The organism is Thermaurantimonas aggregans (assembly GCF_003851885.1).
Classification (GTDB): Bacteria; Bacteroidota; Bacteroidia; order Flavobacteriales; family Schleiferiaceae; genus Thermaurantimonas; species Thermaurantimonas aggregans.
The window spans coordinates 13,368-29,447 of sequence record NZ_BHZE01000008.1; the positions used below are offsets into that span (position 1 = coordinate 13,368).

A 16,080-nucleotide genomic window follows, 5' to 3' on the forward strand; every position below is an offset into this window, starting at 1 on the left:
CAAAACAATAGAAGTCTTGGGCTATTTTCTTCTAAGATTAAACTCTATTGATTTTTTACAAAAACTTGCACTCTACTTAAGATTTTCCACGAGCGGCTTTAAGTGTATTTTTTAAAAGCGAAACAATTGTCATAGGACCTACACCTCCTGGCACGGGAGTGATGAAAGCGGCCTTCTGACTTACACCGTTGAAGTCTACATCCCCCACAATGCGATAGCCAGATTTTTTGGTTTTATCGACGATTCGCGTAATTCCGACGTCCACAACCACTACGCCGTCCTTCACCATATCAGCTGTTACAAAGTTTGGCCGTCCAACAGCTGCGATGAGTATATCGGCAGAGCGGATGATGTCGGTAAGGTTACGTGTATGGCTGTGGCAGAGGGTCACGGTACTGTTTCCTGGGTAAGTATTGCGAGCCATAAGCATGGCAATAGGCTGACCCACAATGTGGCTACGGCCCAGCACAACACAGTGCTTGCCACCGGTTTCAATGTTGTAGCGATCGAGCAGCTCAATGATGCCTGCGGGAGTAGCCGGTACAAAACCAGACATTCCCAATGCCATTCTACCTACATTCTCAGGATGAAAGCCATCAACGTCTTTATCGGGGCGGATTGCCAGTATTATTTTCTTTTCGTCAATCTGGACCGGAAGCGGAAGTTGAACGATAAATCCATCGATTTCGGGATCTTCGTTAAGCTTCTTTACTTCAGCAAGCAGTTCTCCTTCAGAAATGGTGTCAGAAAGTTTCACTAAAGTAGATTTAAAGCCCACCTCTTCGCAGGCTTTAATCTTGGCATTTACGTAAGTGACTGACGCACCGTTGTTGCCCACGAGCACAGCAGCAAGGTGTGGGCGTTTACCACCGTTTTTTACAATGTGCTCAACCTCTTCAGCAATTTCATTTCGAAGGTCCTGAGAAGTCTTTATACCATCGAGCAAAATCATGTAATACCAAATTAAGATCGCATACCTCGCATCATTCCGGCCAGACCTCTCGGACCACCTGACTGCATCATGCGCATTATTTTTTTCATATCTTCAAATTGTTTGATCAGCCGGTTTACTTCTGTTATGTCGCGGCCACTTCCTAAAGCGATGCGCTTTTTGCGCGAGCCATTGAGTATTTCCGGATTTCTGCGCTCCTGAGGGGTCATCGAGAGTATAATGGCTTCTACATGCTTAAAGGCATTTTCGTCGATATCAAAGTCCTTAATCATTTTGTTGACGCCGGGCAACATTCCCATAAGGTCTTTTACGTTGCCCATCTTTTTGATTTGCTGAATTTGATTGTAGAAGTCTTCGAAGTCAAATTTGTTAGTAGCAATTTTTTTATTGAGTTTGCGGGCTTCCTCTTCGTTGTATTGCTCCTGGGCACGTTCCACGAGCGATACCACATCGCCCATGCCAAGAATGCGGTCAGCCATGCGATCGGGGTGGAATACATCTAGTGCATCCACTTTTTCGCCAGTACCTACGAACTTGATGGGCTTATTGACCGTAGCCCGTATCGACAGTGCTGCACCACCACGCGTGTCACCGTCGAGCTTAGTGAGTACCACTCCGTCGTAGTCCAAAACATCGTTAAAGGCCTTAGCTGTATTCACTGCATCTTGACCCGTCATGGCATCTACCACGAAGAGGGTTTCCGAAGGCTTGACAGTCTTATGGATTTCTGCGATTTCGCGCATCATCTGTTCGTCGATCGAGAGGCGACCGGCCGTGTCGATGATTACAACGTTATGTCCCAGTCTTTTGGCCTCTTCAATGCCTTTTTGGGCAATTTCAACCGGATTCATATTCTCCGGAATCGAAAATACCGGAACATTGATTTGCTGGCCCAATACCTTGAGTTGATCGATGGCCGCAGGACGATAGACGTCAGCAGCTACGAGCATCGGGTTGCGTCCTTTTTTTCGCTTGATGTAGCTCGCGAGTTTTGCTGAGAAAGTCGTTTTACCTGAACCCTGAAGGCCTGCAATAAGTATTACTGCGGGTGCTCCTTGCAGATTGATGTCTGAAGCCTGGCCTCCCATTAGGGCAGCCATTTCATCGCGAACAATCTTAACCAGCAACTGACCTGGCTGCAGGGAAGTAAGCACTTTCTGGCCGAGTGCTTTTTCTTTGACTGTATTGGTGAATTCCTTGGCGATTTTAAAGTTGACGTCGGCGTCGAGCAGAGCTCTGCGCACTTCTTTGAGGGTGTCGGCTACGTTTACTTCAGTAATGCGACCGTGCCCTTTGAGTATATGAAAGGCTTTTTCGAGCTTATCGGTTAAATTTTCAAACATTTTTTTCCTTTAGGTTTTCGGTGTGCAAAGGTACTGCTTAGCAGCTATGATCGGGCATAAATGCGGTGAAAAGAGGGAATTGTTAAGAGGTTAAAAATCTGTTTCGGTGTTGCTGGTCTTTGATCTTTAACTTAAAAAATTACTCACCTCCTGGCCTTTTTTTTCTCTATTGCCTTCGGCGATCAAGTGGGGTAGATTTTTTCCGCGGAACTTTCAGAAATCAAGAAAAAATTGTATTGGTTTAAGTTTTTGTTAAAGTAAAAAAGCGGCTGGAGGCCGCTGCCGCGTGAGGGATAGTGGCGGATATGAGCTGTAGCAGGTGTGGCACTGCGGCACACAGCGCGAGGCTGGCTGACCCAGAGGGCAGACAACACAGCGCGATGTGCCGCCCACACCTGCAAGGCGAGTATGAGCCACTAGCCCGACCCAGGCGAAGGTGCCTTCCGGCCCCTTGCCTGGGGCACGCCCAAATAAAAAAGAAAAAAGAATGAAAATTACTCTTTTGCAGAGTTGAGGTATTCGATGGAAAAACCGACTTTTTTCAAATCTTGCCAAAAGGTGGGATAGCTTTTGGACACAACAGAAGGATTTTGAATAACTATGGGACTAAGGAGGGCTAATGGGGCAAATGCCATTGCCATGCGGTGGTCACCATAGGTATGAATCAGCTGATTTTGTTTGAGGTGTAATGACGAACGAATGGTTAATGAATGGGTATGGCTCTCAACCCTGGCTCCACAACGGGTAAGTTCGTTATGGAGGGCTAGCAGGCGGTCGGTTTCCTTGAGGGGCAGGGTGTCGAGGCCAGTGAGTGTACCACTTTGACCGATAGCTGCCAGAGCTACTGCCAGGGTTTGTGCTATGTCAGGTGTATCTCTAAGATCGAGCTGGAGTGATTGGTTTTGAGATTGTGTTTTTTTGAAGATACGAATGCCTGAGCCGAGGAATACGGTTTCTACGCCAAGCGCATCAAAATAGCCTCGCACGACTGAGTCGCCCTGCATGCTTGGAATTCTTAAGCCAGGCAGATAGATTTCGGCACGTTGGCTGAGCAAAGCCATTAAGTACCAATACGAAGCAGCTGACCAGTCTGGTTCTACCCGTACGACTGACTTTTTTGGACTCGATGGATACAAATGAATCTCGGGCAGCCGAACGTCGACCTTAAGGCCTACTTGCCAAAGGGTGGAGGCAGTGAGATAAATGTATGGAACCGATACTGGATAGCCCTGGATGTGAATTTTCAATCCCAGAGGTAAACTACAGCCAATGAGCATGAGCGCGGTGATAAACTGGCTGCTCGTAGAACCGTCGACGGTGACTAGTCCGCCGGTGAGCTGCGTACCTTTAATTTCGAGCGGTGGGAAGCCTTCCTTGCCGACGTACTGAATGTCGGCACCCAATTGGCGAAGTGCATCGACGAGCGGGCCAATAGGGCGCTCGAACATGCGATCAGAACCCGTTAATAGTACATGAGCCCCAGGAGTTGCAGCGTAATAAGCTGTTAAAAATCTGTAGGCTGTGCCGGCCATGCGACAATGGACTGAACCCAGTGACTGTTTACTTGTGAGGATTTGCTGGAGCAGCTGCGTGTCGTCGGCTGTAGATAAACCTTTGATTTTCAATGTATCTGGATAGATGGCTGACAGGATAAGCAAGCGATTAGACTCGCTCTTAGAACCGGGCAGTTCTATGCGGCCGCAGAGCTGACCTGTGGAGTGCCAAAGTCGAAGATATGAGCTGTTTTCGGGCGAAAGGTCCATTGTGGGGCAAATATCCCAATTCTTTGGCGGCAACAGGCTATTTTTGCCAAAATTCTACATTGAAATCTGGTATGAATCACATCACTGGCGAAGCACTTCAGACAGACTTTGAACTAAACAAAACAGAGGTGCTTAACGATTATGCCCTGGCAATAGAATCGCGCGAGGCAAGCCTCATCGGCCGCCGAGAAGTACTCACCGGCAAGGCCAAATTTGGCATTTTCGGCGACGGAAAAGAAGTAGCCCAGATTGCCTGGGCAAAGGCTTTTAAGCCGGGAGATTTTCGCTCGGGATATTACCGCGATCAGACGTTTATGATGGCTATCGGAGCCCTAACTACCCAGGAATTTTTCGCCAGTTTATATGCTGATACTGATTTAAACAATGAGCCTGCCTCCGGTGGCAGACAGATGAACGGGCACTTCGCCACCCGAAGTCTCGATGAAAACGGCCAGTGGAAAGAGCTGGTAAAAATGAAGAATTCGTCGGCCGACATATCGCCTACAGCTTCGCAAATGCCTCGCCTGGTGGGCCTAGCTCAGGCGAGCAAGGTGTATCGCCATATGGGCGAATGGGGTGAAAAAAACAAATTTTCGAACAACGGAAACGAAATTGCCTGGGGCACAATAGGTAACGCCTCTACAAGCGAAGGGCTTTTTTTCGAAGCTATCAACGCGGCTGGGGTATTGCAAATACCCATGGTCGTGAGCGTGTGGGACGATGACTACGGCATCTCTGTACACAGCGAATACCAAACGACTAAAGAAAGCATCAGTGAAATTCTCTCTGGCTTCCAGCGAGGTGAAAAGCCGGGTTATGAAATCTTTGTGGTAAAAGGATGGGACTACCCTGCCCTGATCGATACCTACAAAAAGGCTGAACACATCGCCCGTACCGAACATGTGCCTGTGCTGATTCACGTAGTGGAAATGACTCAGCCACAGGGGCATTCCACTTCAGGATCGCATGAGCGCTACAAGAGCAAGGAACGCCTGGAGTGGGAGCGCGAGTACGACTGCATTCGACAGATGCGCCTCTGGATAGAGCGAAATGGCATAGCTACTCCAGAAGAGCTCGACGAAATCGAAAAAAACGCTAAAAAAGCCGCCCGCGATGCCAAAAATCGCGCTTGGCAAAACTATCTGACGCCCATCGTAAATGAACGTGCTCACGCCATTGGACTACTACAACAATTGGCTGCAGTGTCGGCTGCAGGAGCCGAAATTACCTCGATGAGCGAACAACTCGGCAAGCTCACCGAGCCCCTGCGTCGTGACATACTTTCGACTGTGCGCAAGGCACTTCGCCTTACCATTCGCGAAAATTCTCCAGCACGCCAAGCGCTTGAAAGCTGGATAAAAACTTACACCGACACGTACCAACGTCGCTACAGCAGCCACCTCTACAGCGAGAGCCCTCTTTCAGCTCTGAACGTAAAGGAAGTAAAGCCGGTGTATTCAGACCAATCGCCCGAAGTGGACGCGCGTGTGGTACTGCGCGAAAACTTTGACCAATTGCTGGCCAATCGTCCGGAAGTGCTCATCTTCGGCGAAGACAGTGGAAAAATAGGCGATGTAAACCAAGGCCTTGAAGGACTGCAGGCCAAGCATGGCGAAATGCGTGTAGCCGATACTGGAATTCGCGAGGCAACCATTTTAGGTCAAGGAATTGGATTGGCCATGCGCGGCTTGCGACCAATAGCCGAGATTCAATACCTCGATTATCTACTCTATGCACTACAAATCATGAGCGATGATCTCGCTACCGTACAGTACCGTACGGTAGGTGGGCAGAAGGCTCCCGTAATTGTTCGTACAAGAGGTCACAGGCTTGAGGGCATCTGGCACTCAGGCTCACCCATGGGAGCCATCGTTCATTCGATGCGCGGCATTTACATCCTGGTACCACGAAACATGACCAAAGCAGCCGGATTCTACAACACGATGCTCGACAGCGATGATACTGCCCTGATAATTGAGTGCCTGAACGGCTATCGCCTCAAAGAGCGCATCCCTGACAACCTTTCTGACATCCGCACCCCAATCGGCGTGGTAGAAACCATACGCGAAGGAAAAGACGTAACAGTGGTAACCTACGGCTCAAACTGCCGCATAGCGATGGAAGCAGCCGAAGAGCTTACCCGCATTGGCATCGATATAGAAATAATTGACGTACAATCGCTCATACCCTTCGATCGAAACCACGACATCGTAAAAAGCCTCCAAAAGACCAACCGAATCATCTTCTTCGACGAAGATGTACCCGGTGGTGCCTCAGCCTACATGATGCAACAGGTTCTTGAAGTACAAGGCGGCTATCGCTGGCTCGATTCCGCACCTCGCACTCTTACCTCCAAAGATCATAGACCAGCCTACGGATCTGACGGAGACTACTTCAGCAAACCATCAGCCGACGACCTCTGCGACCTAGTTATTGAATTGGTGAAAGAAGCTGAACCTTATCGATTTGCATAGTTCATTATTTTCACGGCATGGTTATTAACCTATGGGAATCTGTTTCTTTGTTAAAAAAGCCTATGGTGCTTAATATCAAGCGATTACTTCTTACGGCCGCTGTAAAGCTGTTGCTAAGCCAAAGCGTTGCGGCTCAAGAAATTGTATATGAAAACAAAACGTACACCCCAAACGTCAAAACCATATTGCTTCATCCCGTAGGAAATGAAACGGGCTTCCCCGCAATCAGGCTCAATTCGGGCGATCGACTCATCTTGCGCTTCGACGATATGGACGAAGGAGTTAAAAACTACCAATATACCTTTGTACACTGCAATGCCGATTGGACTCCTTCCAGGCTTTCAAAAAATGAGTACCTCAATGGCATGACCGACAATTTCATACAGAATTACGAATTCTCCTTTAACACCTTTTACCCTTACACCCATTTCTATCTTACATTCCCCAACCAAAACGTTCAATTTAAGATATCAGGCAATTACCTACTGATTGTGTATGAAAACAGCATAAATAAACCCGTTTTAACACGCAGATTCATTGTATATGAAGAGGTTACAAACGTCGGAATGGAAGTTCGCCGTCCCACGGACGTTCGCTATAACAACACACATCAGGAGGTGGACATCTACCTCAACCACGCCGGCTACATAATTCCTGATCCCTACGTAGATTTAAATCTCACCATACTCCAAAACCAACGCTGGGACAATGCCCTGACCACCCTTAAACCTCTTTTTGTGCAGCAAGGCCGTATCATTTACAATTATGACAACGGCGAAAACCTCTTTCAGGCCGGCAATGAGTTTCGAGTTTTCGACATGAAAAATCTACAAGTACTCGGCATCGGAATGATGAAAACCGAACTCGACCAAAACAACTGGAATGTCTATCTCTTCCGCGAATCTCCCCGCCGAGCCGACCGCTACGTCTTCTGGCAAGACATCAATGGACAGTATGTCATTCGTCGTCAAAACTCCAGCAACCCACATACCGAGAGCGATTACGCATGGGTCGATTTTCAATTGATAGTTCCCACACCCTTTGCCGAAGGTGACATCTTTGTTTGGGGCCAGCTTTCTGATTGGCAACTCCTGCCTGAATACCGCATGAACTACGACTACGAAAAACGCGCCTATACTGCTAAAATCCTACTAAAACAAGGCTATTACAATTACTTGTACGCCCTCCAGACCGACAATGGTCAGGCTGATCTTATGCCTATCGAAGGCAGCTATTGGGAAACCGAAAACGAATACACCGCCATTTTTTATCACCGCGAGATAGGTATCCGATACGACCGCGTTATCGGATTTGCCCGACTCTCTTCACGACGCTAATACTTACACTTCACGATGGCAAAATTGCTGCGCATACATCCCGACAATCCTCAACCTCGCCTCATCTCCGAGGTTGTCCAAGCCCTACAGGAGGGAGCCGTCATTATATATCCTACCGACACCGTGTACTCATTTGGCTGCGACCTGCGCAAGCAAAAAGCCATCGAACACATTGCTCGCCTCAAGAGCATAAAGCCCGAAAAAGCCGATTTTTCCATCATCTTCGACGATCTGAGCCGCCTCTCAGAATTTACCCGTTCTGTCGATAATCCCACCTACAAGCTCCTTCGCCGGGCATTGCCGGGTCCTTATACCTTCATCCTTGATGCCTCAAACGCCATCCCTCGCTACTTTAAGCACAACAAAAAAACCGTCGGTATCCGCATTCCCGATCACACCATACCTCGTACCCTTGTGCGCGAACTCGACTTTCCCATTATAGCCAGCAGCGTACACGACGAGGAAGACGACATCCAGGAATACTTCACCGACCCTGAACTCATTTACGAACGCTACAAAAACGAAGTAGATTACGTCATCGATGGCGGCATTGGTCAGCTCTATGCCTCTACTGTGATCGACCTAACCGGAGGCCAGCCAGAGGTATTACGCGAAGGCATTGGCCCCCTCGACATCCTTTGACATTACTCCTTTTTTCAAACAGTTTTTTATCTAGGTGTGCTCTTCTTCAAGGCTCAGTTTGCACTTTCGCCGAGGTCAGGTTTATCCAACCAAATCAGCTCTTGCTGATATCGTCTGTGACTTTCCGCTCATATTCGCTACTATCCCTCACGCGGCAGCGGCCTCCATCCACTATTTAAAACTTTAACTTTAACTACAACTAAAACTTTTTCTGCACCAATCTGTGAGTTCTGCCGGAGTTTTTCACACTTTTTACGCTGTTAAACAATCAAAAACAAAAGTTTTACACAAATATTGGTACAAACCGAACAGACGCGTACATTTGCAGCTCGTTTTTGACAGCGTTCTTTATACGATTGGTGAGGTGGGTGAGAGGCTTAAACCAACAGTTTGCTAAACTGTCGTACCCGATAGGGTACCGGGGGTTCGAATCCCCCCCTCACCGCTTTGGTTTTCTTTCTTAAATTTTGGAAATTTCCTGTTTTTGAATTTCTGAGTATTTCTCTTTCAAAAAGCGTTCAGCAGCTTCTTTATCGTTCGGTATCAATCCATCTAAAATCGCGTCTTTTAGGCTGTCTTTGAGAATTCCCACAATTTTAGAAGGCTTAAGGCCAAACATTTGCATGATGTCGTCGCCCGAAAGAGGTGGCTGCCAGTTGCGCAAGCGATCTTTTTCTTCGATTTCAAAAAATTTCTGTCGAAGCTGTGCGTAGTTGTCGAGGAACTTTTGTTTTTTGATCGGATTCTTGGTGGTTATATCCGACTCACATAAGATCATCAAGTCGTCGATGTCTTCCCCAGCCTCAAAAAGCAGTCGTCTTATGGCCGAGTCGGTAGTATTATCCAAAGTAAGTGCGGCAGGTCTTGAGCTCAGTGCCACGAGCTTTTGAACATACGAAAGCGGTTGTCCGAGTGGCCACTTCATTCGCTCAAAGATTTTTTTGACCATTCGGCTACCCACCAATTCATGTCCATGAAAGGTCCACCCTAGCTCCGGATCGAGCTTTTTTGTCACTGGTTTTCCTATATCGTGTAGTAAGGCAGCATAGCGAAGCCATAGATTGGTGGAGCGCTTTGCCACGTTGTCCACCACCTCAAGCGTGTGGTAGAAGTTTTCTTTGTGATTATGGCCATCTACCTCATCTACCCCGTGCAGCGCATGTACCTCAGGCAAGATGAGTTTCATCAATCCGGTTTCAAACATCAGTGCCAAACCCACAGATGGCCTGGGAGCTAGCATGATTTTGTGAAGCTCATCGCTTATGCGCTCGCGCGACACAATTTTGATTCGGTGTGCCTGTGTCTGTATGCCTTCAAATGTCTTGGGATCTATCTTAAACTGCAATTGAGCCGCAAAGCGCACTGCACGCATCATGCGCAGCGGATCATCAGAAAAAGTCAACTCCGGATCTAAAGGCGTTTTAATAATGCCAAGGCTCAAATGAGCAATCCCTCCAAACGGATCTACCAATTGCCCTCTGTTTTCACCATTTAGCGCTATTGCAAGGGCATTAATGGTAAAATCACGGCGATTCTGATCATCTTGCAACGTTCCTTCCTCCACAATCGGCTTACGCGAATCTCGGCTGTACGATTCTTTTCGAGCTCCTACAAATTCGACTTGAAGGTTTCGGAAGGGAACCATCGCCGTTCCAAAATTTTTAAAAACCACCAAATCGTCAGAGCGGCCAATAGCTGTCGCAAAACGCTCAGCCAAAGCTATTCCGCTCCCCACACACACTATGTCAATGTCAGATGGCAGTGGCCTTTTGAGTAAAAAATCTCTCACATATCCACCTATTACATATGCAGGTACTCGCAATTCGTCTGCGCATTTAGCCACAATGTCAAATACTTCAAGCTCTATGGCATCGCTTAAATCCATCTGTAATATTTAACCTCGCAAAAATACAGCCCCTCTACCAAGTAGCTTCTTCCACTACTCTGCTCCGATTTCATGCAAATGAAGTATCGCTGAAATTATTTGTTGCACTGACATTTGATAAAAATCAAATCAATATGCGAATCTTCTTCGCTGCAGTTCTCAGCGTCATCGCCTACCATGCTGTAAATGCTCAGTCAGCAAATCTGCCAAAGTTTGAAACAGGAAGTCGCAAAAAGTGCTTTGTGTATAATCCTTCCGCTGGCGATTCACTGATTTACGAGGTTCAGACTGATGCTGGCGAAACATATCTATTTAAAATCTTTTTAAAACAGTATGACCCCTTTGATGAAAATTCCGATCAATACTGTACTGTAATGGATTGGATATCTACATCTTCCAAAGGTGGTAAGGGAAGCATTTACGTCTCATGCAATGCACTGAGCGATGCCGATAAATATGTTAACTTCTTTTTCCCAGGCATCACAATGTTGAAATCTAATATGTCTGCCATATTTCTCTCCCGAAAGTCATACCACGAGCGATCAGAACAAACTATTTACATTGATCAAAAACCCGTTACACTTTTCGAATTATTTGGAAATCCCGCCATGGATGTAACAGTGAGAAACAAAAAAAAGAAATACACGCTAGAGGCTTACAAACTCGTTGACAACGAAAGTTTTAATTACATTGATCCTTCGTATGCTTCGCATCATGAGATATGGGTGCAAGCTAACTCGCGCAGCCCACTAATTGTGTACATGAAGCTGCCCCAATTTACCCTTACCTTAAAAGAAATCAAGTGAAAAAGCTGTCTTTAATCATTGCAACTATTTGGCTAACAACCTCTTGCAACAAATATCGAGAAAGTCAATATCAATGTGGCATTCTTCAACTTACACTTCCGGAGGGCTGGTCATTTGATTTTGTAAACAATGATTTTACCACTTTATCTATGGTTGATAGCTCCTGGAGCTTCTCTCCCAAATCATGGTCAGGAAACCGTGCTACAGGACAGGATGCCGGAGCAGAACTCTTCGTACTGATCGGAGATCTCAATACCAACAGCGCCCTGAAAAATTTAACTCAGACTTCTGAAACTTTTGAACGCGATCTTTTAGAACTGTTTTTCGACGAATATTCCAATCAATACGATGAAAATTTACTGGAACACCTGAGTGAACCTAAAGAAGTAAAATATTCCTCAGGAACATGGTATGTTTTTTCTAAAAAACAACAAAATACTTTTGAGGAAAAACCAAATGATTACTTGCTACAGTTATACATAAAGACTTTTGATGAAAAAGTGTATATGATTTTCATAAAAGATTTTGAAAAAAACTTCGAAATCAATCGAGAAAAATATTTCGATAAAATTTTAAATGCAATTAAGTTCGTTTAGTATGAAAGATATCTTGTTATTTTTTCTACTACTTAATGTCAACCTATATGCTCAATTAAGTGTGAATGCAGTAGGTAGTTATGTCTTTGGTACCGCTACATCTCGTTCTTTCGGTAGGTTTGCAGATATGATAAATGAAAATCCAGATGTAACAGATAAGTTGGGAAATTTTTGGTTTGCGCATGGCTTTGAAGTAGGGATAGAAATTCCTAATTTAGGCACAGTTTTACCCTTTAATTTTCACTACAGAAGACTTACATCTCATACAAGCTACTCCACTAATTCTGATGGAAAAGTCAATTTTGATTTAACGCTGAATCAATATTTAATTCCAATGATATTTGGAGGTGGTTTGGGTAGCAATTCTTCTATATTTTTACATGTGCCAATGGGATACAGCGCTTCTAGAATTGTACATACCGTTCAAAACACTCCTTCATTCAGAAGAGAATACTCTGGAGGTTATCCCGTTATGGGGATCGGGTTTTCGTTTTATACAGGAATACAACGACGCCTTGGTTTTTATTTTAAAATGTTCTGGATGGGACACATGATCCCCATCAAGGAGCTAAAAACAGAATTATTTGACGATTCTTTCTACGATGATCCGGATGCTGAACTTGATGACTATTACCTCAACTATATCTATAAAGGCAGAAACGAACACGTGCGTGCCGATTTTCGAGGTCTTACAATTAATCTCGGATTGGTGTATAGCCTATATCGTGATTAGGTAAACATACTTACGCCATTGAGGCGTTGCATTTGCTGCAAAGGCCATACACCAGGCAAACCATCTGCTCATTCTTAAAACCGGGCGGAAGCACTATCTTAGGCAAATCAATATCAGATAAACAAACCATTGAGTTGCAAACTCTACAGCTAAAATGAGGGTGCAGTTTATGACTTTGACCTTCTGCGGTCTTGAGCATGTACTTCACCGCCCCGGTAGCATCACGTAATTTTTCCACTAATCCAGCCTCCTCCAGATCAATCAATGCTCTGTACAGGGTAACCCTATGGCCCGTAAAATCTTCTGACTGAGATAAGTCGGAATAAGATATTCCGCTTTCATTGTCCATAATCTTCTGCAGCAGCACCTTGCGCCATTTGGTTACCTTCAAATTAGCCTTTCTAAGCAAGTCTTCAGCTGAAAGATTTTCTAAATGCATCATTGTTACATTTAAAGAAACGCATTTATATTTGCATCACTGTTGCATATAACTTTTAAAACAAAAGTATGATGAAGTCAAAAGTATTCAAATTTGCCTTACTGGCTGTCATAGTTTCAATTGCTGCTTGTGAAAAAGACGATCACGAGCACGACAAAAACGACAACATCCCGCCAACCATATCGATTATAAGACCGAATGAGTCGGCTTTCAGAGTTGGTGATACCGTCTTTATACAAATCAATGTTTTAGACAATGTTGAATTGCATGAAGTCGATGTATTTATTAACGATAAAGTAACAGGAGCTGAAAAATATAAGCTTCATCGACACAGCCACTCAAGAGAGGTAAACATCAATTCTTGGTGGATAGCTGAAGCAGGTGAAGGCCATGCTGACTATGTTCTAATAGTAACTGCTGAAGATGCTGCGGGCAATAAGGCCGAACGAACCCATGAATTTCACGTCGATTTATAAAAAAAGCTGCCGGACTGGCAGCTTTTTTTATTGATGCATGAGCGATTGCTCAAACTTCCAGGCTGAGCGAAGCATATCGACCAAAGAATATTTTGCCTTCCAGCCGAGCTTTTCATTAGCCAGACGCGTATCAGCATACACTGCTTCTACATCACCCGGCCTTCGATCTACAATTCGATAAGGTATGGCAATGCCAGTAGCTTCTTCAAAGGCCTTTACCATCTGCAATACCGAGTACCCTTCACCCGTTCCTAAATTGTAAACCTCAAACGACTTTTCCATCTTGCCCTGTAGCATGCGATTGAGCGCATAGATATGTGCATCGGCAATATCTACTACGTGTATGTAATCGCGAATGCAAGTGCCATCAGGCGTATTGTAGTCTCCCCCGAAGATTTTCAATTCTGGGCGTTTACCTATGGCTGTCTCTGTGATGTAGGGAACAAGGTGGTGTGGCGGCCCGTCTTGAAACTCGCCAATTATGCCGCTCTCGTGAGCACCTATGGGATTAAAATATCTTAGCGAAATCACATCCACAGCTCCGGTAGCAGCCGTATCGCGAAGAATTTCTTCTGACATTTTCTTCGTATTTCCATAGGGCGATTCCGCTGGTTTTACCGGAGCATCTTCGCTTACAGGCAATTTATCGGGATTTCCGTACACTGTGCATGAAGAACTGAACACCACATTCCGAATCTTGTAGGCGGCCATACATTCCAGTAAATTGATCGTACTTACCAAATTGTTGTAGTAGTATTTTAAAGGTTTTTCAACCGATTCATTTACTAGTAAAAAGGCCGCAAAGTGAATAGCCCCTTCCAAATCTGGATATTTTGTAAAAAGGGCATTCATCTCGTCCTTATTACACATCTCAACCTTTTCAAATACCACCGGCCGGCCGACAATCTTCTCGATGCGATCCTTCACCTCAATGGGCGACTCGCTGAGATTGTCAATAATTATTGGCTCAAATCCATGCTCTATAAGCTGCACTGCCGTATGCGAACCGATATAGCCTAATCCGCCGGTTACAAGAATTTTTTTAGACATATTTATTCAAAATTTTCAGCCAAAATACACGTTACACAAAATACAAGGCTATGACAATGCTCAGACATGCCTCTTTTTAATTCGATTTACCAAAGCAATTTCCGTAAAAATAAATATCACCTCAATCATTGAGCTAAAAGAAGATTCAATGTCGATGACTCAAAAAAGTGGACAGAATAAATCTATTAAAATTCCATGTAGTGAGATTTCTGACAATAATCATAATAACACTTATGTTGCTACACATACTTTTACTTAAAAATTCTGGAACCTTAAAATCCAAATAAAATGATACAGATTCGAAAGAATATTGCTATTAGCGATACAGGATTTTTATTCGACCCATTTACAGGTGAATCTTATTCTCTTAATTCTACAGGATTAGAAATTTTACTCATGCTCAAAAACGGATATTCGCTTGAAGAAATCTCTCAAAAAATAACAGAGAAGTACGATATCGATTCAGAAACTTTTGAAAGATATTTTCAAGATTTTATTTCAACACTTCGCCTGTATCATTTGACAGAAAACGAGTGAAATGAGAAAATTAACTATTGGTCTATCTGGTTTAAACAACATCGATAGCCCAGGGCCTGGTATTCCTGTATTGAGAGGGTTAAGAGAATCTAAGTTATTTGAAGCCAGAATAGTAGGCATAGCGTACGAAAATCTGGAACCAGGCGCTTACATGCACGATTTAGTAGATAAAACATATAAAGTTCCCTACCCTTCTGATGGAGTTGAACCCCTGCTCGACAGAATAAAATACATTCAAGAAAGAGAGAAAATCGATGTATTTATTCCAAACTTCGATTCGGAGCTTTTCACCTTCATGAAATCCGAAAAAATCTTAAGAGATTTGGGAATAAAAACATTTTTACCTACATTACAACAATTTGAAGAAAGACATAAATCAAATTTACCAGAATTCGGAAAAAAATATAACGTAAATGTACCCTACAGCGAACCTATTACTTCAATACAAGAATTTTTAAAAATTAAAAATAAATTTGAGTTTCCAGTCGTAGTTAAAGGAAAATTTTACGACGCCTACATAGCCTATGATTTTGACCAGGTTGCAATGTATTTTAATAAAATAGCAGCTAAATGGGGATTGCCAATTGTTATTCAGGAATTTATAAAAGGAACAGAGGTAAACGTAGTAGCCTTAGGCGACGGACAGGGAACAACGATAGGTGCTGTACCCATGCGAAAAACCTACATCACCGACAAGGGAAAGGCTTGGGGTGGAATTACCCTCGACGATCCGGCCATGATGGAACTCACGCACAAAATCATTTCTCAAACGAAATGGAGGGGTGGGATGGAGCTAGAGCTCATCCGTACTGCCGACAACAAGCTCTATATGATCGAAATAAATCCCAGATTACCAGCATGGGTGTATCTGGCTGTTGCTGCAGGCCAAAATTTACCAGAAGCTCTTGTTCTTATGGCCCTTGGCGAAAAAGTCAAACCCTTTACCTCATACCAGGTTGGAAAAATGTTTATTCGGTATTCCTTCGATCTGATTACCGATTTAAGTGAATTTGAAAAATTAGCCACTACCGGCGAACTCTAAAACCC

At 44.5% G+C, this 16,080-nt stretch carries 15 protein-coding genes and 1 tRNA gene; 10 read left to right on the forward strand and 6 right to left on the reverse strand.

Annotated features, from left to right (window positions below; genetic code table 11):
- Positions 1–76: 76 nt before the first annotated feature.
- The 3 genes from EIP89_RS05185 to EIP89_RS05195 all read right to left on the reverse strand — a co-directional run bounded on the left by EIP89_RS05185 (position 77) and on the right by EIP89_RS05195 (position 4,058).
- Positions 77–952 carry a bifunctional 5,10-methylenetetrahydrofolate dehydrogenase/5,10-methenyltetrahydrofolate cyclohydrolase gene (locus EIP89_RS05185; RefSeq protein WP_124397604.1) on the reverse strand — a complete coding sequence of 292 codons (876 nt, stop codon included), beginning with the start codon at positions 950–952 and terminating at the stop codon, positions 77–79.
- 11 nt (positions 953–963) lie between these two features.
- Complete coding sequence (gene ffh, locus EIP89_RS05190; protein ID WP_124397605.1) at positions 964–2,295, reverse strand: signal recognition particle protein; 1,332 nt, start codon at positions 2,293–2,295, stop codon at positions 964–966.
- A 494-nt stretch (positions 2,296–2,789) separates the two neighbouring features.
- Entirely contained in the window at positions 2,790–4,058 is a 1,269-nt protein-coding gene (locus EIP89_RS05195; protein WP_148086788.1) for a 3-phosphoshikimate 1-carboxyvinyltransferase, read from the reverse strand.
- A 71-nt stretch (positions 4,059–4,129) separates the two neighbouring features.
- On the opposite strand from EIP89_RS05195, the gene EIP89_RS05200 reads away from it, so the two are divergent.
- The 4 genes from EIP89_RS05200 to EIP89_RS05215 all read left to right on the forward strand — a co-directional run bounded on the left by EIP89_RS05200 (position 4,130) and on the right by EIP89_RS05215 (position 8,956).
- The gene (locus EIP89_RS05200; RefSeq protein ID WP_124397607.1) at positions 4,130–6,532 is read left to right on the forward strand and encodes an alpha-ketoacid dehydrogenase subunit alpha/beta; all 2,403 of its coding nucleotides are present in this window, start codon (positions 4,130–4,132) and stop codon (positions 6,530–6,532) included.
- A 62-nt stretch (positions 6,533–6,594) separates the two neighbouring features.
- Entirely contained in the window at positions 6,595–7,869 is a 1,275-nt protein-coding gene (locus EIP89_RS05205) for a type IX secretion system plug protein (RefSeq protein WP_160160524.1), read from the forward strand.
- A gap of 15 nt (positions 7,870–7,884) precedes the next feature.
- Entirely contained in the window at positions 7,885–8,511 is a 627-nt protein-coding gene (locus EIP89_RS05210; RefSeq protein ID WP_124397609.1) for an L-threonylcarbamoyladenylate synthase, read from the forward strand.
- Positions 8,512–8,869: 358 nt separating this feature from the next.
- Positions 8,870–8,956: transfer RNA gene (locus EIP89_RS05215), tRNA-Ser, on the forward strand.
- 15 nt (positions 8,957–8,971) lie between these two features.
- Here EIP89_RS05215 and EIP89_RS05220 read toward each other — a convergent pair.
- Positions 8,972–10,396: a CCA tRNA nucleotidyltransferase gene (locus EIP89_RS05220; protein ID WP_124397610.1), complete on the reverse strand. Its 1,425-nt coding sequence runs from the start codon at positions 10,394–10,396 to the stop codon at positions 8,972–8,974.
- A 134-nt stretch (positions 10,397–10,530) separates the two neighbouring features.
- On the opposite strand from EIP89_RS05220, the gene EIP89_RS05225 reads away from it, so the two are divergent.
- Genes EIP89_RS05225 through EIP89_RS05235 form a run of 3 tightly spaced genes read left to right on the forward strand, consistent with a single transcriptional unit; the run spans position 10,531 to position 12,531 of the window.
- The gene (locus EIP89_RS05225; RefSeq protein ID WP_124397611.1) at positions 10,531–11,202 is read left to right on the forward strand and encodes a hypothetical protein; all 672 of its coding nucleotides are present in this window, start codon (positions 10,531–10,533) and stop codon (positions 11,200–11,202) included.
- Positions 11,199–11,798 (forward strand): hypothetical protein, encoded by a 600-nt coding sequence (locus tag EIP89_RS05230; protein ID WP_124397612.1) that lies wholly within the window; start codon positions 11,199–11,201, stop codon positions 11,796–11,798. The genes EIP89_RS05225 and EIP89_RS05230 overlap by 4 nt, the downstream gene beginning before the upstream one ends.
- 1 nt (position 11,799) lies before the next feature.
- Positions 11,800–12,531, forward strand: coding sequence for a hypothetical protein (locus tag EIP89_RS05235; protein WP_124397613.1), 732 nt, complete (start codon positions 11,800–11,802; stop codon positions 12,529–12,531).
- Positions 12,532–12,541: 10 nt separating this feature from the next.
- On the opposite strand, the gene EIP89_RS05240 is transcribed toward EIP89_RS05235, so the two are convergent.
- Positions 12,542–12,973, reverse strand: a complete 432-nt coding sequence (locus tag EIP89_RS05240; protein WP_124397614.1) for a Fur family transcriptional regulator — start codon at positions 12,971–12,973, stop codon at positions 12,542–12,544.
- 65 nt (positions 12,974–13,038) lie between these two features.
- Here EIP89_RS05240 and EIP89_RS05245 point away from each other — a divergent pair, with 65 nt between their 5' ends.
- A complete protein-coding gene (locus EIP89_RS05245; protein ID WP_160160525.1) occupies positions 13,039–13,446 on the forward strand; it encodes an Ig-like domain-containing protein in 408 nt (135 codons plus the stop codon).
- Between the two features lie 27 nt (positions 13,447–13,473).
- Here EIP89_RS05245 and galE read toward each other — a convergent pair whose 3' ends face one another.
- Complete coding sequence (galE, locus tag EIP89_RS05250; protein WP_124397616.1) at positions 13,474–14,496, reverse strand: UDP-glucose 4-epimerase GalE; 1,023 nt, start codon at positions 14,494–14,496, stop codon at positions 13,474–13,476.
- 288 nt (positions 14,497–14,784) lie between these two features.
- Between galE and EIP89_RS05255 the strand changes: the two genes are divergently transcribed.
- Together EIP89_RS05255 and EIP89_RS05260 are read left to right on the forward strand one after the other, a co-directional pair.
- Positions 14,785–15,033 (forward strand): HPr-rel-A system PqqD family peptide chaperone, encoded by a 249-nt coding sequence (locus EIP89_RS05255; RefSeq protein ID WP_124397617.1) that lies wholly within the window; start codon positions 14,785–14,787, stop codon positions 15,031–15,033.
- Position 15,034: 1 nt separating this feature from the next.
- A complete protein-coding gene (locus EIP89_RS05260; protein WP_124397618.1) occupies positions 15,035–16,075 on the forward strand; it encodes an ATP-grasp domain-containing protein in 1,041 nt (346 codons plus the stop codon).
- Positions 16,076–16,080 lie beyond the last annotated feature (5 nt).